General features: G+C 71.2%; 17 protein-coding genes. 9 read left to right on the top strand and 8 right to left on the bottom strand.

The genetic code is table 11. The features are described from left to right. Positions 1–1,095: a DUF5925 domain-containing protein gene (locus tag ACFW9O_RS00440; protein ID WP_384603442.1), complete on the top strand. Its 1,095-nt coding sequence runs from the start codon at positions 1–3 to the stop codon at positions 1,093–1,095. A 76-nt stretch (positions 1,096–1,171) separates the two neighbouring features. Here the strand turns inward: ACFW9O_RS00440 and ACFW9O_RS00435 are convergent, their stop codons facing one another. Beyond that, positions 1,172–1,546: a GntR family transcriptional regulator gene (locus ACFW9O_RS00435; protein WP_351179308.1), complete on the bottom strand. Its 375-nt coding sequence runs from the start codon at positions 1,544–1,546 to the stop codon at positions 1,172–1,174. A gap of 68 nt (positions 1,547–1,614) precedes the next feature. Here ACFW9O_RS00435 and ACFW9O_RS00430 point away from each other — a divergent pair, with 68 nt between their 5' ends. Together ACFW9O_RS00430 and ACFW9O_RS00425 are read left to right on the top strand one after the other, a co-directional pair. Beyond that, positions 1,615–2,535: a GNAT family N-acetyltransferase gene (locus ACFW9O_RS00430; protein WP_384603439.1), complete on the top strand. Its 921-nt coding sequence runs from the start codon at positions 1,615–1,617 to the stop codon at positions 2,533–2,535. Further along, positions 2,516–3,010 carry a DUF402 domain-containing protein gene (locus ACFW9O_RS00425; protein WP_351179314.1) on the top strand — a complete coding sequence of 165 codons (495 nt, stop codon included), beginning with the start codon at positions 2,516–2,518 and terminating at the stop codon, positions 3,008–3,010. Before ACFW9O_RS00430 ends, ACFW9O_RS00425 begins: the two co-directional genes overlap by 20 nt. 26 nt (positions 3,011–3,036) lie before the next feature. Here ACFW9O_RS00425 and ACFW9O_RS00420 read toward each other — a convergent pair whose 3' ends face one another. Genes ACFW9O_RS00420 through ACFW9O_RS00405 form a run of 4 tightly spaced genes read right to left on the bottom strand, consistent with a single transcriptional unit; the run spans position 3,037 to position 7,562 of the window. Beyond that, the gene (locus ACFW9O_RS00420; RefSeq protein WP_384603435.1) at positions 3,037–4,515 is read right to left on the bottom strand and encodes a trifunctional class I SAM-dependent methyltransferase/NUDIX hydrolase/VOC family protein; all 1,479 of its coding nucleotides are present in this window, start codon (positions 4,513–4,515) and stop codon (positions 3,037–3,039) included. 36 nt (positions 4,516–4,551) lie between these two features. After that, positions 4,552–6,060: a tripartite tricarboxylate transporter permease gene (locus ACFW9O_RS00415; protein WP_384603432.1), complete on the bottom strand. Its 1,509-nt coding sequence runs from the start codon at positions 6,058–6,060 to the stop codon at positions 4,552–4,554. A 3-nt stretch (positions 6,061–6,063) separates the two neighbouring features. Beyond that, the gene (locus tag ACFW9O_RS00410; RefSeq protein ID WP_384603429.1) at positions 6,064–6,582 is read right to left on the bottom strand and encodes a tripartite tricarboxylate transporter TctB family protein; all 519 of its coding nucleotides are present in this window, start codon (positions 6,580–6,582) and stop codon (positions 6,064–6,066) included. Beyond that, positions 6,579–7,562 carry a Bug family tripartite tricarboxylate transporter substrate binding protein gene (locus tag ACFW9O_RS00405; RefSeq protein WP_384603427.1) on the bottom strand — a complete coding sequence of 328 codons (984 nt, stop codon included), beginning with the start codon at positions 7,560–7,562 and terminating at the stop codon, positions 6,579–6,581. Before ACFW9O_RS00405 ends, ACFW9O_RS00410 begins: the two co-directional genes overlap by 4 nt. A gap of 133 nt (positions 7,563–7,695) precedes the next feature. On the opposite strand from ACFW9O_RS00405, the gene ACFW9O_RS00400 reads away from it, so the two are divergent. From ACFW9O_RS00400 to ACFW9O_RS00385, 4 genes are all read left to right on the top strand, one after another. After that, positions 7,696–8,394, top strand: a complete 699-nt coding sequence (locus tag ACFW9O_RS00400) for a response regulator (protein ID WP_351179329.1) — start codon at positions 7,696–7,698, stop codon at positions 8,392–8,394. A gap of 125 nt (positions 8,395–8,519) precedes the next feature. Then, the gene (locus ACFW9O_RS00395) at positions 8,520–10,094 is read left to right on the top strand and encodes an alkaline phosphatase D family protein (protein WP_384603424.1); all 1,575 of its coding nucleotides are present in this window, start codon (positions 8,520–8,522) and stop codon (positions 10,092–10,094) included. A 105-nt stretch (positions 10,095–10,199) separates the two neighbouring features. Next, positions 10,200–10,361: a hypothetical protein gene (locus ACFW9O_RS00390; protein WP_384603422.1), complete on the top strand. Its 162-nt coding sequence runs from the start codon at positions 10,200–10,202 to the stop codon at positions 10,359–10,361. A 356-nt stretch (positions 10,362–10,717) separates the two neighbouring features. Then, positions 10,718–11,755 carry a lytic polysaccharide monooxygenase gene (locus ACFW9O_RS00385; RefSeq protein WP_384603419.1) on the top strand — a complete coding sequence of 346 codons (1,038 nt, stop codon included), beginning with the start codon at positions 10,718–10,720 and terminating at the stop codon, positions 11,753–11,755. 52 nt (positions 11,756–11,807) lie between these two features. Here ACFW9O_RS00385 and ACFW9O_RS00380 read toward each other — a convergent pair whose 3' ends face one another. The 3 genes from ACFW9O_RS00380 to ACFW9O_RS00370 all read right to left on the bottom strand — a co-directional run bounded on the left by ACFW9O_RS00380 (position 11,808) and on the right by ACFW9O_RS00370 (position 17,312). After that, on the bottom strand, positions 11,808–12,713 hold the full coding sequence (locus tag ACFW9O_RS00380; RefSeq protein WP_351171328.1) for an alpha/beta fold hydrolase: 906 nt from the start codon (positions 12,711–12,713) through the stop codon (positions 11,808–11,810). Between the two features lie 166 nt (positions 12,714–12,879). Beyond that, complete coding sequence (locus ACFW9O_RS00375) at positions 12,880–13,860, bottom strand: ImpB/MucB/SamB family protein (RefSeq protein ID WP_384603416.1); 981 nt, start codon at positions 13,858–13,860, stop codon at positions 12,880–12,882. Then, complete coding sequence (locus tag ACFW9O_RS00370; protein WP_384603413.1) at positions 13,857–17,312, bottom strand: DNA polymerase III subunit alpha; 3,456 nt, start codon at positions 17,310–17,312, stop codon at positions 13,857–13,859. Before ACFW9O_RS00370 ends, ACFW9O_RS00375 begins: the two co-directional genes overlap by 4 nt. Before the next feature lie 335 nt (positions 17,313–17,647). Between ACFW9O_RS00370 and ACFW9O_RS00365 the strand changes: the two genes are divergently transcribed. Continuing rightward, entirely contained in the window at positions 17,648–18,688 is a 1,041-nt protein-coding gene (locus ACFW9O_RS00365) for a DUF3533 domain-containing protein (protein ID WP_384603411.1), read from the top strand. Between the two features lie 252 nt (positions 18,689–18,940). Continuing rightward, the gene (locus ACFW9O_RS00360; protein WP_384603408.1) at positions 18,941–19,435 is read left to right on the top strand and encodes a phospholipase; all 495 of its coding nucleotides are present in this window, start codon (positions 18,941–18,943) and stop codon (positions 19,433–19,435) included. The last annotated feature ends 395 nt before the right edge of the window (positions 19,436–19,830 follow it).

The raw sequence follows: 19,830 nt of genomic DNA, 5'->3' as shown, positions 1-19,830 counted from the left end.
ATGTCTGCCAACCCTGAGTCCGCTCTGCCGATCCGGCTCACCGTCGACGACAGCGATTCGCCGTCGGACGTCGTCGACGCGCTGTTCCTCGGGCGCTTCGCGACGGGCGAGCAGCCGTACTCGCACAGTTCCTCCCTCGATCGTGTGAAGTCGGGGGCGACCCTGCTGCCACCGGCGGCCAAGGTGCTGCGGGCAGCCCGGGACGACGACCGCAGCGCCACGCTCGCCGAGGGCGACGGGTGGACCCTGCTGATCTCGCGGTGGAACCGGGGCGCGGACGTGACGGTCACGGCCACCAGCCCCGAACTGGCGGAGAAGGTGCTGGAGCAGGCGACGGACGGTGCGAAGGACGAACCGGAGCCCCAGCCCGAGAACGTGACGATGGGCTTCTGGTACGTGTCCCCGCGGCGCGGCCCGCACCGCACCACCCGGCAGATCGCCGCCGGGACGTGGGACGAGGTCCGCACCAACTACACGGCTCCGGTGGCCGATGCCATGGACCGGCTGATGAAGGTCACCCCGGACGACATCTCCGGCCGGCTGCTCCTGCTGCACGGGCCCCCGGGCACCGGCAAGACCTCAGCACTGCGCACGCTGGCCCGGTCGTGGCGCGACTGGTGCCAGGTCGACTGTGTGCTGGATCCGGAGCGGCTCTTCAACGACGTCGGCTATCTGATGGACATCGCGATCGGTGAGGACGACGGTTCGGCGAAGGGCCGGTGGCGGCTGCTGCTCCTGGAGGACTGCGACGAGCTGATCCGCGGCGAGGCCAAGCACACGGCGGGCCAGGCGCTGTCCCGGCTGCTGAACCTGACGGACGGTCTGCTGGGCCAGGGGCGCAACGTCCTGGTGGGGGTGACGACCAACGAGGACCTGGAGCGGCTGCACCCGGCGGTCGTCAGGCCGGGCCGCTGCCTGGCCCGGATCGAGGTGGGCTCGCTGACCCGGGCGGAGTCGGTGTCCTGGCTGGGTACGGAGGAGGGCCTGGGCCGGGAGGGTGCGACGCTCGCCGAGCTGTACTCGCTGCGGCGCGGCAGCGTTCCCCCCTCCGTGCCGAAGCAGGACGCGAGGGCGGACGAGGGCCTGTACCTCTGAGGGCCCCACGTCTCCGGGCCCTCACGTCTCCGGGCCCCCATGTCTCCGAGCCCCTGCGGCTCAGGGGCTCCTGGGTTCACTGCCCGTAGGCGGCCCGCACGGCGTCCTCGGCCAGCGAGAGTGCCTCGGCCCGTGACAGGCCGAGGCGCCTGGCCCGGTCGGCGTACTCCTGCGCCGCCGTCGCGGCCTTCCGCGCCGCGGCGTCACCCGCGGCGGCGATGAACGTGCCGTTACGGCCGCGGGTCTCGATCACTCCGTCGGCCTCCAGCGCACGGTAGGCCTTGGCGACGGTGTTGGCGGCGAGGCCCAGTTCCTCGGCGAGGCCGCGTACGGTCGGCAGCCGGTAGCCGACGGGCAGGGCGCCGGACCTGGCCTGCTCGGACAGCTGGGTGCGCAGCTGCTCGTACGGGGCGGTGGCGGAATCCGGATCAATGGCGATCGTCAGGGTCACGGGCCGATTCTCCCGCACCGCCGGAAAATAGGAGGCGACCGGCCCCGGCCGTAGGTACCGTCCGGCGCATGACCGTGATCGTTCGTGACTTCCTGCCCGCCGACGCGGAGGCCTGGGTGCGGGTGCGGCGTGCCGCTCTGCCCTACATGGTGACCACTCCGGAACAGGTCCTGCGCGACCTGGCCGACGCTCATCCCGACAAGCGGTTCCGGCTGCTGGTCGCCGAGGAGGACGGCGAGGTCATCGGGACCGCGCAGGTGGGCATCGCCTACGAGACCCCGGAGCCGGGCCAGGGCTTCTGCAATCCGTACACCCATCCGGACAAGGTGGGGCGCGGGGCGGGTTCGCTCCTGGTGCGGACCGGCGAGGAGTATCTGGCAGGCGTCGGCGCGGTCGCCGTCCACACCTGGGTGCTCGACGCACCGGCCAACCGCGCGTTCGCCGGGAAGCGCGGCTATGTGGCGAGCCGTCCGGCTCACTTCCTCCATCTCGATCTGGCGAACAGCACGCTGCCGCCGCTCCAGAAGGCCCCGGCCGGCGTGGAGTTGCTCAGTGCTGCCGACTTCGCGGACGATCCACGCCCGTTGTTCGAGGCCGATGCCGAGACGACCCTGGACGAGCCGAGCGACACCCCGTCCGAACTCACGGACTACGAGGACTGGCTGAGGACGACGTGGCGCCGCCCCGGCTTCGACCACGGGCTCACCTCGGTCGTGGTGGTGGACGGCGCGGTCGCGGCGTTCAGCGTGGCTGAGACTGACGGGCTGACCCGCTACTGGTCCGGCATGACCGGCACCCGGCGCGCCTTCCGCGGCCGGGGTCTGGCGAAGCTCGCGAAGAACGACTCGCTGCACCGGGCGCGGGCCGCCGGGTACACGGACGCCTACACCGGCAACGACGCCGGGAACGGCCCGATGCTGGCGATCAACACATGGTTCGGCTACGAGATCTGCGCCACGGAGGTACGGCATGTCCACCGTCTCACCTGAGAACGCCCTGTTCGTCACCCTGGTCAAGGCGGGCAGCACCAAGATCCGGTACCCGGCGGACCTCGTCCGGGACGACAGCACCCGCATCACGGTCCGGGCCCCCTGGGCGGCCCCGCACACCCGGGACTTCGGCTTCGTACGGTTCGAGCCGGGCGACGTCTTCACCGAGCACTACTGGCGCGACCGGTGGTTCGCGGTGAAGGAGGTCCGTACCGGCGGCGGGGAGCTCAAGGGCTGGTACTGCGACATCACCAGGCCCGCCGTCCTGCGGGACGCCGAACTCTTGGTCGAGGACCTGGATCTGGACCTGTGGGTGTCGGCGGACGGTTCGTCCGTGCTGCGGCTGGACGAGGACGAGTTCGAGGAGAGCGGCCTGGCCGGCCGGGACCCGGTGGCGGCCGAGGAGGCCGTGCGGGCGCTGGACGAACTGGAACAGCTGGCCCGCACCGGTGGCCTGGCGGAACTCCTCCGCTAGAGCCTTCCGTTCGGATCGGGCCCGGATCAGGGAGCGACCAGCTCCACCTCGTACCCGGCGGCGTTCTCCAGATACGCCGCGTAGTGCCCGCTGCCGCCCGCGTACGGATGGCGGTCCGGGAAGAGCAGCCGCCAGCCGTGCCCGGGTGCGCGTGCCACCAGTGCGTCGAGCGTGGCGCGGTCCCGGACGTGGAAGGCCAGGTGGTTCAGGCCGGGGCGCAGCCTGTCGTGCGTGTCGTCGGACAGGTCCGGTGACTGCGCGACCACCACGTAGCTCCCGCCGCGCCGCCAGCTGAGGCCCTGCGCCCAGCGCTGGTACGGGACATGGCCCAGTTCGCCCAGCAGCCAGCCCCACTCCGCCTCGGCCGCCGCCAGATCGGGCACCCACAGCTCGATGTGGTGGACACGGCCGGTGGGGGCGACGGAGACCGGCAGCGGTACGGCGCGCCGTACCGCGTCCGGTGCGTACGCGACCGGGTCGCCGTCCTCGTGCCAGTGGACCAGGAAGCGCTCCTCGGCCAGGTACCCGTCGAGTCCGGCACGGCAGTACGCCACCATGTCGTCCGGCAGCGAGTCCAGCGGGTACCAGCCGAGCTCGGAGCACTTCTCCGGCTCGGCGTTGCGGGGCGGCCTGGCCGGGTCGTACTCCGCCTCGAAGAACCAGCCCATCCTGGGACTGCCGCCGGGCCCCCGGTGCTGCATGACCAGGGCCACCCGCAGCTCGTCCGGATCCAGGACGACGCCGATCTCCTCGGCCGTCTCCCTGATCACCGCCTCCCGGACGTCCTCGCCGTCCTCCGCATGGCCGGAGGGCGCGTGGAGCAGCCCGTCCGCGTATCCCGTGCCGGCCCGCCGGGCGAGGAGTACATCGGGTCCGCGGCGCAGGATCAGATGGACGTCGACGACCTCCGTGTGCCGGTGTGCCGGCTCGGCGCGGGCCACCAGGGCGTACCGCTCGTCGTCGACCTCCCTGCCCCAGAGCCGGGCGTCGCCGGAGAGCGGCTCGTGGTGGATGCGCTCCGTGTGCGGGGCGAGCAGTTCGGTGAGACGGGCCGCGGAGAGTCCCACGCCGCCCCACACGCCTTCGATCAGCACCAGCCTGCCGGCCGGTTTCAGCAGCGTGAACCAGTGGTGCAGGGCCGCTGCGGGGTCGGGCAGCAGCCACACCATGTGCCGGGCCAGGATCACGTCGAACCGCTGCTTGCCGACGGGGGGTTGCCCCGCGTCACCCACGAGCACCTCGGTGCCGGTACCTGCGAGCTTGGCCCGCGCCTGCTCGGCCATGCGCGGCGAGCGGTCGACGGCGGTGACCCGGTGCCCCTGCCCGGCGACGAGGAGCGCCAGGCTTCCCGTACCGCACCCGAGATCGAGCACCTCGGAGCGCGCCGTGGGCAGCCAGCTCTCCAGCCGCTGCGCCCATGCGTGTCGTATCGCGGGATCGAGGAGCCCGTGGTCGGGCTCCTCGTCGAACGAGTCGGCGGCGGCGTCCCAGTCGATCGTGGTCATACCCGCAATCCTCTCAGCCGCCGCCGACAGCACCCGCTACTTCTGCGCCGCCCGGCGCCTCACCAGCAGCCTCGTCACCGGCTTCCTCACCAGCGGCCACACCAGGATGAGCAGGACGACCGCGTACACCGTCACGGAGAACGGGGTGTTGACCAGACCGGTGGCGCTGCCGTCGCTGATCTGCAGTGCTCGCCGCAACTGCTGTTCGGCGGCCGGGCCGAGGATGACGGCGATGATCGCGGGGAGCACCGGCAGTCCGTACCTCCGCATTCCGAAACCGATCATCCCGATCACCAGCAGGATCACCAGGTCGACCGCCTCGCCGCCGACCGCGTAGGCACCGACGGCCGCGAAGAACAGGATGCCCGCGTAGAGGTAGGGACGCGGGATCCGCAGCAGCTTGGCCCACACGGGTGCCAGCGGAAGGTTGAGCGCGAGCAGCAGCACCATGCCGACGAAAAGCGAGGCGATCAGGCCCCAGACCAGCTCGGGTTCACGCTCGAACAGCAGCGGTCCCGGCTGGATTCCGTACTGCTGGAAGGCGGCCAGCATCACCGCGGCGACCGCGGTGGTGGGCAGGCCGAGGGTGAGCATGGACACGAGGGTCCCGGCGGCGGAGGCGGATGCCGCCGACTCCGGGCCGGCGACGCCCTCGATGGCGCCCTTGCCGAACTGGTCGCGGTGCTTGGAGAGCCGCTTCTCCGTGACGTACGAGAGGAAGGTGGGGATCTCCGCACCGCCTGCGGGGATCGCGCCGAACGGGAACCCGATGAGGGGCCCGCGCAGCCAGGACTTCCAGGTGCGCCGGACGTCCTCCTTCCTGAGCCAGGGGCGTCCGACGGGGATCGGCTTCCCCGTGGAGCGGCGCAGGTGGGCGGCGACCCAGAGGGCCTCTCCGATGGCGAAGAGCCCGACCGCGACGATCACCACGTCGATGCCGTCGGCCAGTTGGAGCGAGCCGAAGGTGAGCCGCTGCTGGCCGGTCATGCGGTCCAGGCCGACGAGGCCAATGGTGAGACCGATGAGGAGCGAGGCCAGGCCGCGGATCCGGGAGGAGCCGAGGACGGAGGTGACGGCTATGAAGGCCAGCACCATGATGGCGAAGTAGTCCGGTGCACCGATGTCGACGGCGAGCGAGGCGACGGTCGGAGCGAGGAGGACCAGCAGGATCGTGCCGATCATGCCGCCGCTGAAGTGGCCGATGGCGGCGGCGGCGAGGGCCTGCGCGCCGCGTCCGGCCTTCGCCATGGGGTTGCCTTCGATCGCGGCGACGACCGCCGCGCTCTCCCCGGGGGTGTTGAGGAGGATCGAGGTGGTGGAGCCGCCGAACATCGCGCCGTAGTAGATCCCGGCGAACATGATGAACGCGCCGGTCGGTTCGAGTCCGTACGTGACGGGCAGCAGGAGCGCCACGGCCATGGCGGGACCGATGCCGGGGAGCACACCGATCGCCGTGCCGAGCAGGACGCCGACGGCGGCCCAGAGCAGGTTGACCGGCGTGAGCGCCGTGCCGAAGCCGTCGATGAGGGAGTTGAGGGAATCCATCGGTCAGAGCACCCCCATCAGCGGGCCGCCCGGCAGGGGTACCCCGAGCAGGTTGTCGAAGACGAAGTAGGTCACGAGCGAGAGCCCGGCCGCGATCAGCGGATCCCGGTCGTAGTGGCGGCTGCCGAGTGCGTACGCGGAGCCCCAGAAGAGCAGGGCGCCGGAGATGGGGAAGCCGAGCGGGCCTATGAGGACGGCGAAGGCGAGGAAGACCCCGGTGAGCAGGGCGACGGTGCGCCAATCGGCCGGTTCGGCGAGATCGACGTCCTCGCCTGCTTCCGCCTCACCGCGACCGCCGCGAAGGACGTCCACGGCGAGAAGCACGGCGACGACGAGGAGTCCGGCGCCGACCACGACCGGGACGGTCTTGGGGCCGACGGGCCCGCGCTGGGTGATGTCCACGTCCATGGTGAGGGCGTCGGTGAGGACGAGGGCGCCCAGCACGAGCAGCAGGACGCAGACACCGAGTTCGGAGTGCTCGCGCAGCCAGGAGCGTGCGGTGGTGGGAGGGGGTGTCGTCACAGTCCCAGCTCCTTCAGGACGGTGGCGACACGGACGTCCTGGGCCTCCAGGAAGTCACCGAAGGCGTCACCGGTGAGGAACGCGTCGTCCCAGCCGTTCTTCTTCATGGAGTCCTGCCACTGCTTCGAGTCGTGCAGTTCCCGCAGGAGTGCGACGAGCTTGTCGCGTTCGGCGTCGGAGAGGCCCGGCGGGGCGACGATGCCGCGCCAGTTGGTGAAGTCGGTGTCCAGCCCTGCCTCACGGAGAGTGGGCGCGTCGAGTCCCGGTACGCGCTCGGGTCCGGTCACGGCGAGCAGCCGCAGCTCGCCGGCCTTGATCTGGTCGAGGTACTCGCCGACCCCGGAGACACCGAAGCCGACCTTGTTGCCGAGGATCGAGGCGAGCAGTTCGCCGCCGCCGTCGAAGGGGATGTAGTTGACCTGCTTGGGGGCTATCCCGGCGGCCTTCGCCATCAGCATGGGTGCCAGATGGTCGGGCCCGCCGGGCGAGGAGCCGCCGCCGACGGGAACCTTCCCCGGATCCTTCTTCCAGGCGGTGATCAGCTGGTCGATGGTCCTGTACGGGGAGTCCTTGGCGACGACGACGATGTCCTGCTCCTCGGTGAGCCGGGCGATCGGGGTCGTGTCGGCCAGGGTCTTGGGCGACTTGTTGGTGTGGACGGCGCCCACGACGCCGAGACCCATGGACATGGCGAGCTTGCCGTTGCCGTGCTCGCCGGCCAGCCGGGTCACCCCGACGGTGCCGCCCGCGCCGGGCAGGTTGAACACCTCGATGCTGTGGGTGAGGCCGGCGTCCTCGGCGTTCTTGGCGGCGGTGCGCGCCGTGATGTCGTAACCGCCGCCGGGTGTGTTGGGAACCATGAAGCGCAGTCCGGGAATCTGCGTACCGGTGTCGGAGCCGCTGCCCGTGGAGAGCAGCGGTGGCCCCGCGACCACCAGCAGCGCCGCCCCGAACAGGGCGAGTGGAGTGCGCAATCGCACCGGGTGCCGCCTTTCGAGCCATGCGTGGACGGGTGTGAGGTGGCCCACATGTTGCCCGTGCCTCAACCAGCTGTCGCCGTTACGGAACCAATGGACGTTGTGGTCGTTGTGGTCGCGACCTACGGTGTCGGGCGTGACGAAAGTGCTGGTGGTGGACGACGACTTCATGGTCGCGAAGCTGCACAGCCGCTATGTGTCCGCGATGGACGGTTTTACGGTCGTCGGCGTGGCCCACAGCGGCGCCGAGGCCCTGCGCGCGGCCCGTCGGCTGCGGCCCGACCTGGTCCTGCTCGACATCTATCTGCCCGATATGGACGGGATCAACGTGCTGCGGGAGCTGCGCGCGGCGGAGGAGCGGAACGCGGACGCCCACAGCGCGGACGCGCTCTTCATCACGGCGGCCCGCGATGCGGGAGTGGTCAGGGCGGCCCTGAGGGCGGGCGCGCTGCACTACCTGATCAAGCCGTTCCACCGCTCGGCGCTGCAGGAGCAGCTGCAGCACGTGGCGGCGCTGCGCAATCGCCTGAGCGCACTCGACGAGTCCCGTCAGGAAGCCCGCCAGGAGGACGTGGACCGCATCTTCGGCACCCGTCCCCCGGGGTCCCGCGAACTCCCCAAGGGCCTCGCGGGGCACACCGCGGACCTGGTGGAGCGCATTCTGCGGGACCACCCAGCGGGCCTGTCGGCCTCCGAGTGCGCGGAGGCCGGTGCCCTGTCCCGCGTCAGCGCACGCCGCTACCTCGAGTACTTCGCGGAGACGGGGCGGGCCGAGGTGTCGTTGCGGTACGGGGGTACGGGGCGGCCGGAGCGGCGCTACAGGGCGGTGTCCTGAGCCGCTCACCGTAATAGATGTCCTGTTCACGCATCGCTCGGCCCCCGGCCATACATTGCGTGTGAGCATGACATCAACTCCCGGCAGCGTGTCCGAGGTTGGCGCAGATCAACCGAGGAGGACCCGTGGTCGCGATGTCCGTGTCCCGCAGGCAGATGTTCGGATTCGGCGGGGCCGCAGCCGCCGCGCTGATGCTCGGTACGGGGGCGTGGGACGCACAGTCCGCGTTCGCCGCGCCCGCCCTGAAGGGTGACCCGTTCACCCTGGGTGTCGCCTCGGGCGATCCCACGTCGGACGGGGTCGTGCTCTGGACGCGTCTCGCGCCCGACCCGTTCGCCCAGGACGGCCTCGGCGGCATGCCGGCCACACCCGTCCGTGTCCAGTACGAGGTGGCGCTCGACGAGCGGTTCCGCCGGGTCGTACGGCGCGGCAGCGTGATCGCGACCCCTGAACTGGCACACTCCGTGCACCCCGAGGTCAACGGCCTCGCCCCCGACCGCGTGTACTGGTTCCGCTTCCGGGCCGGCACCGCCGTCTCCCCCGTCGGACGTACGCGCACCGCCCCGGCGCCCTGGGACTCCCCGCGCCGGCTGAGGTTCGCCTTCGCGTCCTGCCAGGCGTGGCAGGACGGCTACTTCACGGCGTACCACCACATGGCGCAGGAGGACCTGGACCTGGTGGTGCACCTCGGTGACTACCTGTACGAGTCGGGCGTCAAGACGAACAAACGGGGTGTGACCACCGACCCCAGGTTCCACACGGAGACCCTCGACCTGGCGCGCTACCGGCTGCAGTACGGCCTCTACAAGTCCGAGGCCCCGCTGCGCGAGGCGCACGCCAACTTCCCGTGGATCATGACCTTCGACGACCACGAGGTGGAGAACAACTGGGCCGACGAGGTCTCCGAGAACAACGAGAACCCCGAGACCTTCCTGAAGCGCCGTGCCGACGCGTTCCAGGCCCTGTACGAGCACGCGCCGCTGCGCCGCACCCAGCTTCCCAAGGGCCCCGACGTACAGATGTACCGCAGGCTCTCCTACGGGCGCCTCGCCGACTTCACCATGCTCGACACCCGCCAGTACCGTGACGACCAGCCGTGCGGCGACGGCACGTCCGCGGACTGCGCCGAGCGCTTCGACCCGGCACGGACCCTGCTCGGCGCCCGGCAGCGGGACTGGGTCCTCAAGGGCTTCAGCCGCTCGTCCGCCCGCTGGCAGATCCTCGGCAACCAGGCCCCCATGGGCCAGACCGACCAGGACCCGGGCCCCGGCACGACGGTCTGGATGGACCCGTGGGACGGCTATGTCACCGAGCGCAACCGGCTGCTGGCCGAGGCCGACACCCGCGGGGTGCGCAACCTGGTCGTCATCACGGGCGACCGGCACCAGAACTACGCGTGGGACCTGAAGCGCGACTACACCGATCCGGCCTCGGCGACTGTCGGTTCGGAGTTCGTGGGCACCTCGGTCACGAGCGGCGGCGACGGCGCGGACATGACGGCGCAGGGCGAGACGTTCCTCGCGGCGAACCCGCACATGAAGTTCTTCAACAGCCAGCGCGGTTACGTCCGGGTCACGCTGGACCGTGAGCGGTGGACGAGCGACTTCCGCGTCCTGCCCTTCGTGACGAAGCCGGACGCGCCGATCAGTACGCGTGCGAGCGTGGTCGTGGAGGACAAGGTGCCCGGCGTCCAGATCTGACCTGCGGTCATCGGCACCGTCACGCAATTCCATCACGGCACCACCGGGACCCGGCCGGTCCGTCCGACGCGACAGGACGGACCGGCCGGGAGTTAGGGTCGCGGTATGGGGGGACTGGACGTCACGATGCGGCGCAAGCCGTGCAAGTGGTGCAAACGGCCGATCAAGCAGGGCCGTCGGTGGCGGCCGAAGCGGTACTGCAACCGGTGGCACCAGGTGAAGTACCGGGTCGTGGACCTGGTCAACAACGTGCTGGACGGCCTCTGAGCGTTCAGCCAGGCACCGTCGTCGCAGGCGATGCACATGCCGAGCGAACGGCTCCCGTCGGCGGCGCCGGAGTTCCGCAACCCCACACAGCGGCACAGTGAGACCGCCTGCCCAAGGGGCTCCGAAAGGGCGCGCCGCACGCCACCCTGACGAGAGGCTTAGCGGTCCCTTAAGCCCGCCATAACGATGGCCACCTGCGGCTTTCCACGGCCGGATCCGCCCTGGACGGCGGCTAGTTTGCTGATCACCGGGACGGGGTCCGTTCCGTCGGTGCGGCATTCGTACGGGGGGCCGCACCGGCGTTCGGCCCTGTGCCGTCCCCTCACAGACGCGTCCGTCGAAGGAGAACCGCCACCATGGCCGCCATCAAGACCGCTCGCCGCAGGCTCGCCCCGATCGTCGCGCTCGGCATCGCTCCGCTCGCGCTGACCGGGCTCTCCGCCGCCCCGGCGGCCGCCCACGGTTCGCTGACCGACCCGGTGAGCCGGGTCTCGGCCTGTTTCGCGGAGGGGCCGGAGAACCCGAAGTCCGCGGCGTGCCAGGCGGCGGTCGCGGAGGGCGGCACCCAGGCGCTGTACGACTGGAACGGTGTGAACATCGCCAACGCGGCGGGCAAGCACCGTGAGCTGATCCCGGACGGCAAGCTGTGCAGCGCGGGCAACGACAAGTTCAAGGGGCTCGACCTGCCGCGCGCGGACTGGCCGTCCACCCCGATGAAGGCGGGCAGCCACACCTTCCGGTTCCGGGCGACCGCGCCGCACAAGGGTTCCTTCGAGCTGTACCTCACCAAGGCCGGCTACGACCCCTCGCAGCCGCTGAAGTGGTCGGACCTCCAGGAGAAGCCGTTCGCCGAGGCGACCGACCCGAAGCTGGAGAACGGGTCGTACGTCTTCGACGGCACCGTGCCGCAGGCCACGGGACGGCAGTTGGTGTACACCGTCTGGCAGCGTTCGGACTCCCCCGAGGCGTTCTACGCCTGTTCCGACGTGGTCTTCGGCGGTCAGGGAACCGGCAGCGGTTCCGTAGCCGCCGTCCCGGCCCCGACCGCCTCCGCCCCGTCCGACCAGGACATCGACGAGGGCGCCGACAAGTCGTCCGTCGAGCACGACGGGCACGGTGACAGCGACGCCGCGACGGGCGCGAAGGTCACCGAGGCGGCCCCGGCCGACGGGGGCAGGAGCGAGGACGCGAACGAGGACGGGGCCAACGCTCCGGAGCCGAACAGCGCCGCCGCCGCTCCGGCCGGCGCCGCGGACGAGACTCTCGCCGAGACCGGTGGCAGCGGCAGCACCACGTACCTGGCGATCGGCGGAGCCGCCGCGCTGGCGATCGGCGCGAGCGCCCTGTTCGCCTCGGTCCGCCGCCGGGCAGCCACCGGCTCCCACCGCGGCTGACCGCTCATGGCCGGTCCCCCGCGCGGCCGCACCGCGCGGGGGACCGGCCCGCTCAGCCGATCACCGACAGACAGTCCGTCGGGGTGGCGTGCGCCGGGTCGAGCGCGTTCTCGACCTCGTGGAAGGCGATGCGGTCGATGGTCCCGATCGCGACGTGTTCGGACAGGTCGAGCGCACACAGGTTCTGGAGCAGGACATTGCGTACGTTCGGGCCACTCAGGTACTGCGTGCGGTACGGGGTCACGACCTCGTCGTACTGGGTCGCGATGACGGTGTAGCGGACACCGGGCACGGTGTCGCCGCCCGCGTTGAGCTTGGTGATGAAGGCGGATCCGGCGACCTGGTCGGCGAGGCCGGGGGTGTTCATGGTGAGCAGGTCCTCGATGCCGGGGAAGTACGGCAGGAGCTTGGTCAGGCCGAGGAGTGTGGTGCCGTGGTTGGAGGGGGCGATCCCGACCAGGGCGTTCACCTTGGCGGCGCCGCCGAGGAACTTCAGGTAGTAGTTGGGCATCATGCCGCCCTGGGAGTGGCCGACGAGGTCGGCCTTGGGTGCACCGGTGGCGCCGAGCACCTTGTCGACGAACACCTTGAGCTGCTCGGCCGACTTGTCGATGGGGCCGAGGCCGTTGAAGAACGGCACGCCCGGGAGCTGGCCGTAGTCGAGCGAGAAGACGCAGTAGCCCCGGTTGACGAGGTACGGCGCGAGGACGAGCCAGTTGTCGATCGAGTTCCCGAAGGTTCCGTGGACCAGGACGACGGGGCGGGGATGGGCTGCGGAGGGCTTGCAGGAGTAGTCGTTCCAGCCACGGGAGGACGCGGCGGACGTGGAGACGGCTTCCGTGGGGGTGGCTGCGGTCGCGGTCGCCATGGGGGTGGCGAGTACGGCGACGGCGAGGAGGAGTGCGGTGAGGGGTCGGCGCGCGCGTGGGGTACGCGGGGCACGGGTCCAGGGCAGCATCGAGTGGTCTCCTTGCGGCTCAAGGGAGTTGCGATGTCTGTGCGCCCTGTGGCCCGGACCACAAGCTGAATGTGCTGGCGTTTCTATGTGCTCATGCCAAATTACGCACGAGTAAGGTAGTGAGGGAAGTTACGCGTCGGTAAAGAAATTCCGGCAGCCCACACGGTCAGTCGGCCAGGGCCGCCGGCCGCACGGCCGCCGCCCCGAAGCGCCGGCGCGCCCGGTCCGCGGCGGCTTCGGCGGCACGGGCCCGGGCGTCTTGGCGGTCCAGGGAGAGCTGGCGGTAGGCACCGCCGGCCGGCAGCAGGTCGTCGGCGCGGACGGCGAAGGCGCGGACTCGTGCGCGCTGCAGCCCGAGGGCGGTCAGCAGGCCCAGGGCGGCCGCGACGAGGGCGGGCGAGTGGTTGGTGGGTTCCGGCAGCTTGTGCATGCGGGTGGTGGAACTGCGGTCGGCGTAGCGCACCGTGAGGGTGATTCGGCCGGCGACCTGACCCTCACCGCGCAGGCGCCGGCCGATCCGGTCGGCGAGTCCCAGGACGGATCGGTGATGCCGTGCCGGATCGAGGCAGTCCCGGTCGAGCACGAGATCGTCGACCAGGTACGCCGCCGGCTCCATGGGGACGACCGGACGGGGGTCGTGACCGCGGGCACGTTCGGCCAGCAACCGCGCCTGACCGGCGCCGAGAAGGCGCTGCAGAGTCGCCGGAGGCACGTCGGCGACCTGGCCGACGGTGTGCAAGCCGTATCTGCTCAGCGTCGACGCCGTGGCGCGGCCGATCCCCGGCAGCGCGGTGACCGGGCGGGGGTACAGCCATTCGGCGGCCCGCTCGGCAGGGACCCAGGTGGTGTGCCCGGGCGCGGACGCGTCGGCCGCCATGGCCGCCAGCATGCGGTTGCCCGCGAGGCCGGCGCTGCTGTCGATGCCGTACAGGGCCTTCATCCTGATCTTCGCCAACTGGACCACGTCGTAGGGGGACATGTCGAAGTACCGGAGCGCCGAGGCGAGGTCCAGTTGAACGGCGTCGGGCGGAACAGCCTGGACGTGAGGCGTGATACCAGACACCAGTTCGATTACATCGGCGTACTGGGTCTCGGTGAGCGCCTCGTGCAGATGGAGGTGGGCGATGTGCCGCTGACGAGTGGTCATCCCGCGCTCCCCGGACTGGTGTAGCCGAACTTCTTCAGGTCGGCCGTACGGCTGCCGGCGGGCTGCAGGTCGGCGTACGGGTGCAGCCGGGCGCCCGTGGTGCCGTTGACCAGGGTGCGCCGCGGCTGTGCGGGAGTCGGTTGCGGACGGTCGGCGCCGAGCAGGGCGAGCGCGGCCTCGGGGCCGTTGTCGCGGCGGGCCGCGGCGATCTCGTCCAGGTCCCAGGCCATGGTGCCGACGACGGTACGGCGGGTGCCGCGCACCTGGACCGTGCCGCGGACCAGCAGCAGTCCGCTGTGGAAGACGGTGTGCGCGCAGGCCGGGTGGGAGTCCTCGAAGAACGCCAGGTCCACCAGTCCCGCACCGTCCTCCAGGGTGACGAAGATGATGCGCTTGCCGCTGGCGATGGGCGGGGTCTGGGTGGAGGCCCGTACACCGGCGACGAGGACCTGCTGACCGGCGCGCAGTCCGGCCAGGTGGGCGGCGTCGGTCGCGCCGATCTCGCGCAGCAGGCGGTGGTGGTGCTCCATCAGGTGCCTGGAGACATCGATGCCGAGTGTGCCCAGCTCCGCGCTCAGGGCTTCGCGCCCGGTCATCTCCGGAAGGCCGCTCGGCTCCGCTCCGCCGGCCACGTCCGCGTCGAAGGGCAGCTGGCCCTTGCCCGCGGACCGGGTGCGGGAGGCCCGGTGGAGTTCGGCGATCTGCAGCAGCAGGTCGCGCCGCGTGAGGCGGCCGTCGTGGAGGCAGGTCAGGGCACCGATCTCCGCGAGGCGTTCGGCGACCGGCCGGCCGGGGCGGGCCCGCTGCCAGAAGTCCGACAGTGATCCGTACGGCTGGCCCTCCTCGATCCGTGCGCACTCCTCCTTGCTGATGCCGTGCACCGCGGACAGTGCGAGACGTACCCCCCACTGCTCCGTGTCGGTCCGCTCCACGGTGTGCTCCACCTTGGAGTGGTTGATGTCGACGGACAGGACCGGCACTCCGCGGCGGCGGGCGTCGGCGACGAGGACGCGCTTGGGCCACATCCCGGGATCGTGTTCGAGGAGGCCCGCCAGCAGGAACGCCGGGTAGTGCGCCTTGAGCCAGGCGCTCTGCAGGGCCGGTACGGCGAAGGCGACCGCATGGGCCCGGCAGAAGCCGTAGGCGCCGAAGGCCTCGACGGTCCCCCACACCTCGTCGAGGACCTCCGCGCGGTACCCGCGGGCGCGTGCCTGACGGTGGAACCAGTCCTTGATCCCGGGCAGCCGGTTCTTGTCGCCGAGTGCCCGCCGGGCGATCTCGGCCAGTGCGCGGTCGCAGCCCGTCAGCACGGACAGCGTCTCGATGATCTGCTCGTGCCAGATGGTCACGCCGTAGGTGTCGGCGAGTACGGGTTCGAGGTCCGGGTGGGCGTAGTGCGGTGTACCGCCGTGACGTGCGGCGATGTACCGCTCGGGCATGCCGCCTGCGACCGGTCCGGGACGGAAGAGGCTGATGTCGGCGATGACGTCCTGCGGATCGCGGGGCTGCAGCCTGGACAGCAGGTCCTGCTGGCCGGGTGACTCGAGCTGGAACAGGCCCAGGGTCTGGCTCTCCTGGATGAGCTTGAACGCGAAGACGTCGTCGAGCGGCACCTGCTGCGGGTCGTCGAGGTCGATGTGGTTGCCGGTGGTGCGTTCGATCTCGGTGACGGCGTGGGCCATCGCGGACTGCATCCGCACGCCCAGGACGTCGAGCTTGATGTTGCCCAGCGCCTCGATCTCCTCCTTCGCCGCCATCGCCATCGGGTAGTCGCCCTGCGGGGTGGGCTGCACCGGCAGCCGGTCCAGGAGTGTCGCGTTGCTGATGACCACGCCGCAGGGGTGCATGGCCATGCCGTGGACCAGGGAGTCGAGGCCCTCGGCGAGCTCCCACAGCGGTCCGTACCGGTCCGCCTCGGCCGCCAGTTGCCGCAGTTCGGGCAGCTCGGCGAGCGCGCCGGTGATGTCACAGGCCCGCAGGTGCGGGAAGCTCTTGGCGATCCGGTCGACCTCTGCGGGCGCGATCCCCAGGGCCAGGCCGGTGTCGCGCAGGGCGCGGCGGGCCCGGTAGGTCTCGGGCATCGCGGTGACCGCCACCCGTTCCTTGCCGAACCGGTCGAAGATCGCGTCGTAGCACTCCAGCCTCCTGGCGGACTCCACGTCGATGTCGATGTCCGGCAGGGACGCCCGTCGCACGCTGAGGAAGCGTTCGAACAGCAGGTGGTGGTCGAGCGGGTTGGCGGTGGCGATGCCGAGCGCGTGGCAGACCATCGACCCTGCGCCCGAGCCGCGGGCGGCGACTCGGATGCCCTTCGCCCGGATGTCGGTGACGACCTGGCCGACGGCGAGGAAGTACGAGTCGTACTTCAGTTCCGCGATCACGCCGAGTTCCTCGTCCAGCCGGTCGAGCGCCGCCCGGTCCCGGTCCAGGCCGCGTCGGGCCATACCCGTCTCGCACTGTGTGCGCAGCAACTGCGACGCTCCGCCCGCCCGGGTCCCGGCGCCGAGCACCTCCGGTTCCGGGAAGTGCGGCGTTCCCAGCCCGAGGTCCGCCACGGGGTCGACGGCACAGGAGGCGGCGGTGGCGGCGGTGTCCGCCAGCAGGCGGCCGGCCCGCCGGGGGTCGGCTCCGGCGCACTCGGCGATCATCCGTGCGATGCCCGCCATCGCGCCCTCGCCCTTGAGCCAGCGCTGCCCGCTGTCCAGGCGGCGCCGGTCGATCGGGCGCAGCAGCCGCGCGGCGTCCAGGACGTCGGCGAGGCGGTGCTGGTCCGGGTCGGCGTAGCGGACGGCGTTCGACAGCACAGCGGTGGTGCGGGTGCGGTCGGCCAGCGTCAGGGTGCGGGCGGCCAGGCGAAGCGATCCGGGGCCGAGGCCGGAACGCTTCTGCGCGACGGCCTCCAGCCGGACCCCGTCCCCGAAGATCTCCTGCCACGGCGCCAGCAGCTTCACGGCGACGTCCTCCCGGCCTGCCGCCAGTGCCCGTACCGGCTCGGAGAGCGGCCCGAGCAGCACGATCAGACCGGGGCCGCCGTGCTCGCGCAGCGCCTCCCACGGCACCGTCACGGGTGCCGCGCCGGACGCGGTGCCGGCGTGCGCGGCCGACGTGATGCGGCACAGCCGCGCCCATCCGGCCCGGTTCTGCGCGAGCAGCACGAACCGCAGCGGCGGCTCGACGACGTGCGCGCCGCCGCGTGCCGGGGTGCGACGCCGCTGTGCCGGGGGCGGTGGTGCGATGGCCTCGACCGCCAGGTCGACACCGAAGACCGGCCGGACGCCGGATTTCGCGCAGGCCCGCGCGAACCGTACGGCCCCGGTGACCGTGTCCCGGTCGGTGAGCGCGACCGCCGCCATACCGCGCTCGGCGGCCCTCCGGACGAGGTGCTCGGGATGGGATGCGCCGTAGCGGACCGAGTAACCGGACGCGACGTGCAGATGGGCGAAGCCCGCCATGTCGCACCTCCATCACTTCACCCCATTTAACCCATTTACCCGATACGTCTATCGTACGCTCGTTCGATTACCTTAGCTCCATCACCCCAGGTCGGCGACATGATTCGAACGCATGAACGGATTACGAGGTGCTGTTGGCATGCCCGGAACACCTGTCTCACCGTCACCTCCTTTGCCCGGCAGGAGGGTTGGCTCAATTCGGTCTCCGAGCCGCACACATTCCTTCGGGGCGAGAGCTTCGTCACCGTCGGCGCCCGTGTCCGCCACTCCGCCTCCCTGGGCCATTCAGCCCCGCCCCGCCTGCGTGAACGGCGGACCGCCCGGACCGTGGGGGCATGACTTTCGCGGGTGAAGTGAAGAACGCCGTCACCACACGGGCCGCACTGCTCGTCATCGGCGTGCTCGGGTTGCAGCTGCTGTTCATCGCGTCGTACGTCGGGGCACTGCACAAGCCCGACCCGACGGACGTCCCCTTCGGCGTCGTGGCCCCACAGCAGGTGTCCGGGCAGCTCGTCACCCAGCTGGACGACCTCCCGGGCGGCCCGCTGGACCCGCGCGCGGTGAGCGACGCGGCCGAGGCCCGCAGGCAGATCATGAACCGCGACATCGACGGCGCCCTGCTCGTCAGCCCCACCGGCCGGACGGACACCGTCCTCGTCGCCTCCGGCGGCGGCACCGTACTGGCGGACAGCCTGGTCAGGATCATCGCCAGGGCGGAGGAGCCCCGGCAGCGCACGGTGCGAGCCGTGGACGTGGCCCCGGCCTCCCCGGAGGACTTCGACGGCCTGTCGTCCTTCTACCTGGTCGTGGGCTGGTGCGTCGGCGGCTACCTCTGCGCTTCGATCCTGGCGATCAGCGCGGGCACCAGGCCCGCCAACAGGCAGCGCGCGCTCATCCGCACCGGAGTCATGGCGCTGTACTCGATCGCGGGCGGGATCGGCGGCGCGGTCATCGTCGGACCGGTGCTCGGCGCACTCCCGGGCAGCGTCTGGGCGCTGTCCGGGCTCGGCGCCCTGGTCGTCTTCTCGGTCGGCATGACCACACTCGCCCTGGAGGCGCTCACCGGCATCGTCGGCATCGGCCTGGCCGTACTGATCATCGTGATCGCGGGCAACCCGAGCGCAGGCGGCGCCTTCCCGCTGCCGATGCTGCCGGACTTCTGGCGCGCGATCGGCCCCGCCCTGCCGCCGGGCGCGGGAACCTGGGTGGCCCGCTCGATCGCGTACTTCAAGGGCAACGCGGTCACCGGCCCCCTGCTGGTGCTCTCGGCCTGGGCGGTCGCCGGCACGGTCGTCACCCTGCTGACCGCGATGCGGCGCAAGCCGGACGAGGCGACGAGAGCGGCGACGGGCCACGGCGGCTCGAACGTCGTCTGAGGCTGTGCGCGATCACGTGCGGAGCGGCCGGAGCACTCCTCCGCGCCGAAGCTCCTCGGCAGCCCGCCGCGGCGCGTCCCCCTCCGCCCGGTAGTCCCCCGTGACTGCTGCTCGACCGGCACGCCAACTCTTGGCGTCCGGTCGGCCAAACAGCTAGGCATGGCAGGTACATGGCGTCATTCTGGAGCGGCCTCGTGCGACCCGCGAGGAGCACAGCCACCACAACTCCCTTTCATCCCACGGAGGTTGCTCATGCGTCGCCGCTTCGCCACTCTGATCGCCGCAGTCGCCCTGTCGCTCCCGCTTGCCCTGATACCCGCCGTATCCGCTTCGGCCGCCCCTTCGGACAAGCCCCAGGTCCTCAGCTCCTGGACCCAGACGAGCGCCTCCAGTTACAACGCCTGGAACGCCGCCCGCAACAACCAGGGCGCATGGGCCGCGTACGGCTTCGACTGGGGGACGGACTACTGCAGCACCTCCCCCGACAACCCGTTCGGCTTCCCCTTCCAAACGGCGTGCGCCCGCCACGACTTCGGCTACCGGAACTACAAGGCCGCCGGCACGTTCACCGCCAACAAGTCCCGCATCGACTCCGCGTTCTACTCCGACCTCAAGCGTGTGTGTGCCGCCTACTCCGGCGCGACGCTGACTTCGTGCAACGCCACGGCCTGGACGTATTACCACGCCGTGGACATCTTCGGCGTCGCACCGGCCGAGGCGGGCGGCAGACTCCCCCAGGCCGCCTGACGGTCGCCGATCCGGACCGGGCTCGCGCATTGCGGCCCGGCCCCGGATCGGGCCGACGCTCGAAGCACGGTCACCAGCCGGAGCGAATCAACCCCAGCCATGTCGGGCCGCCACGTCACACATCGGTGTCGCCTCCGCCGGCTTTCGGCGCAAGGCGGGGTGGTAGCTCCCTCGGTGGGTTCGCGTAGGCGGCGTGGGCCTGTTTCCGTCCAGTGCCCCGGGGGCGACGGTTCGGGCGGCGGCGTACGCGATCCCTCACGCGGCCGGCTGCTGATCGGCAGGCAGCCTTGACTGCCCGTCCTGGACGCCTGAGTGTGTTCCTTCACCGAAGGTCGGCTCCGTGGTGGCGGTTCGCCTGCCATCAGGCCGCCGCGCCAACCTACGGGGCTTTCCGG

Origin of the sequence: Streptomyces sp. NPDC059499 (assembly GCF_042749285.1) — a bacterium.
Taxonomy (GTDB): Bacteria; Actinomycetota; Actinomycetes; order Streptomycetales; family Streptomycetaceae; genus Streptomyces.
This window is presented reverse-complemented; position numbering and strand designations above follow the sequence as displayed.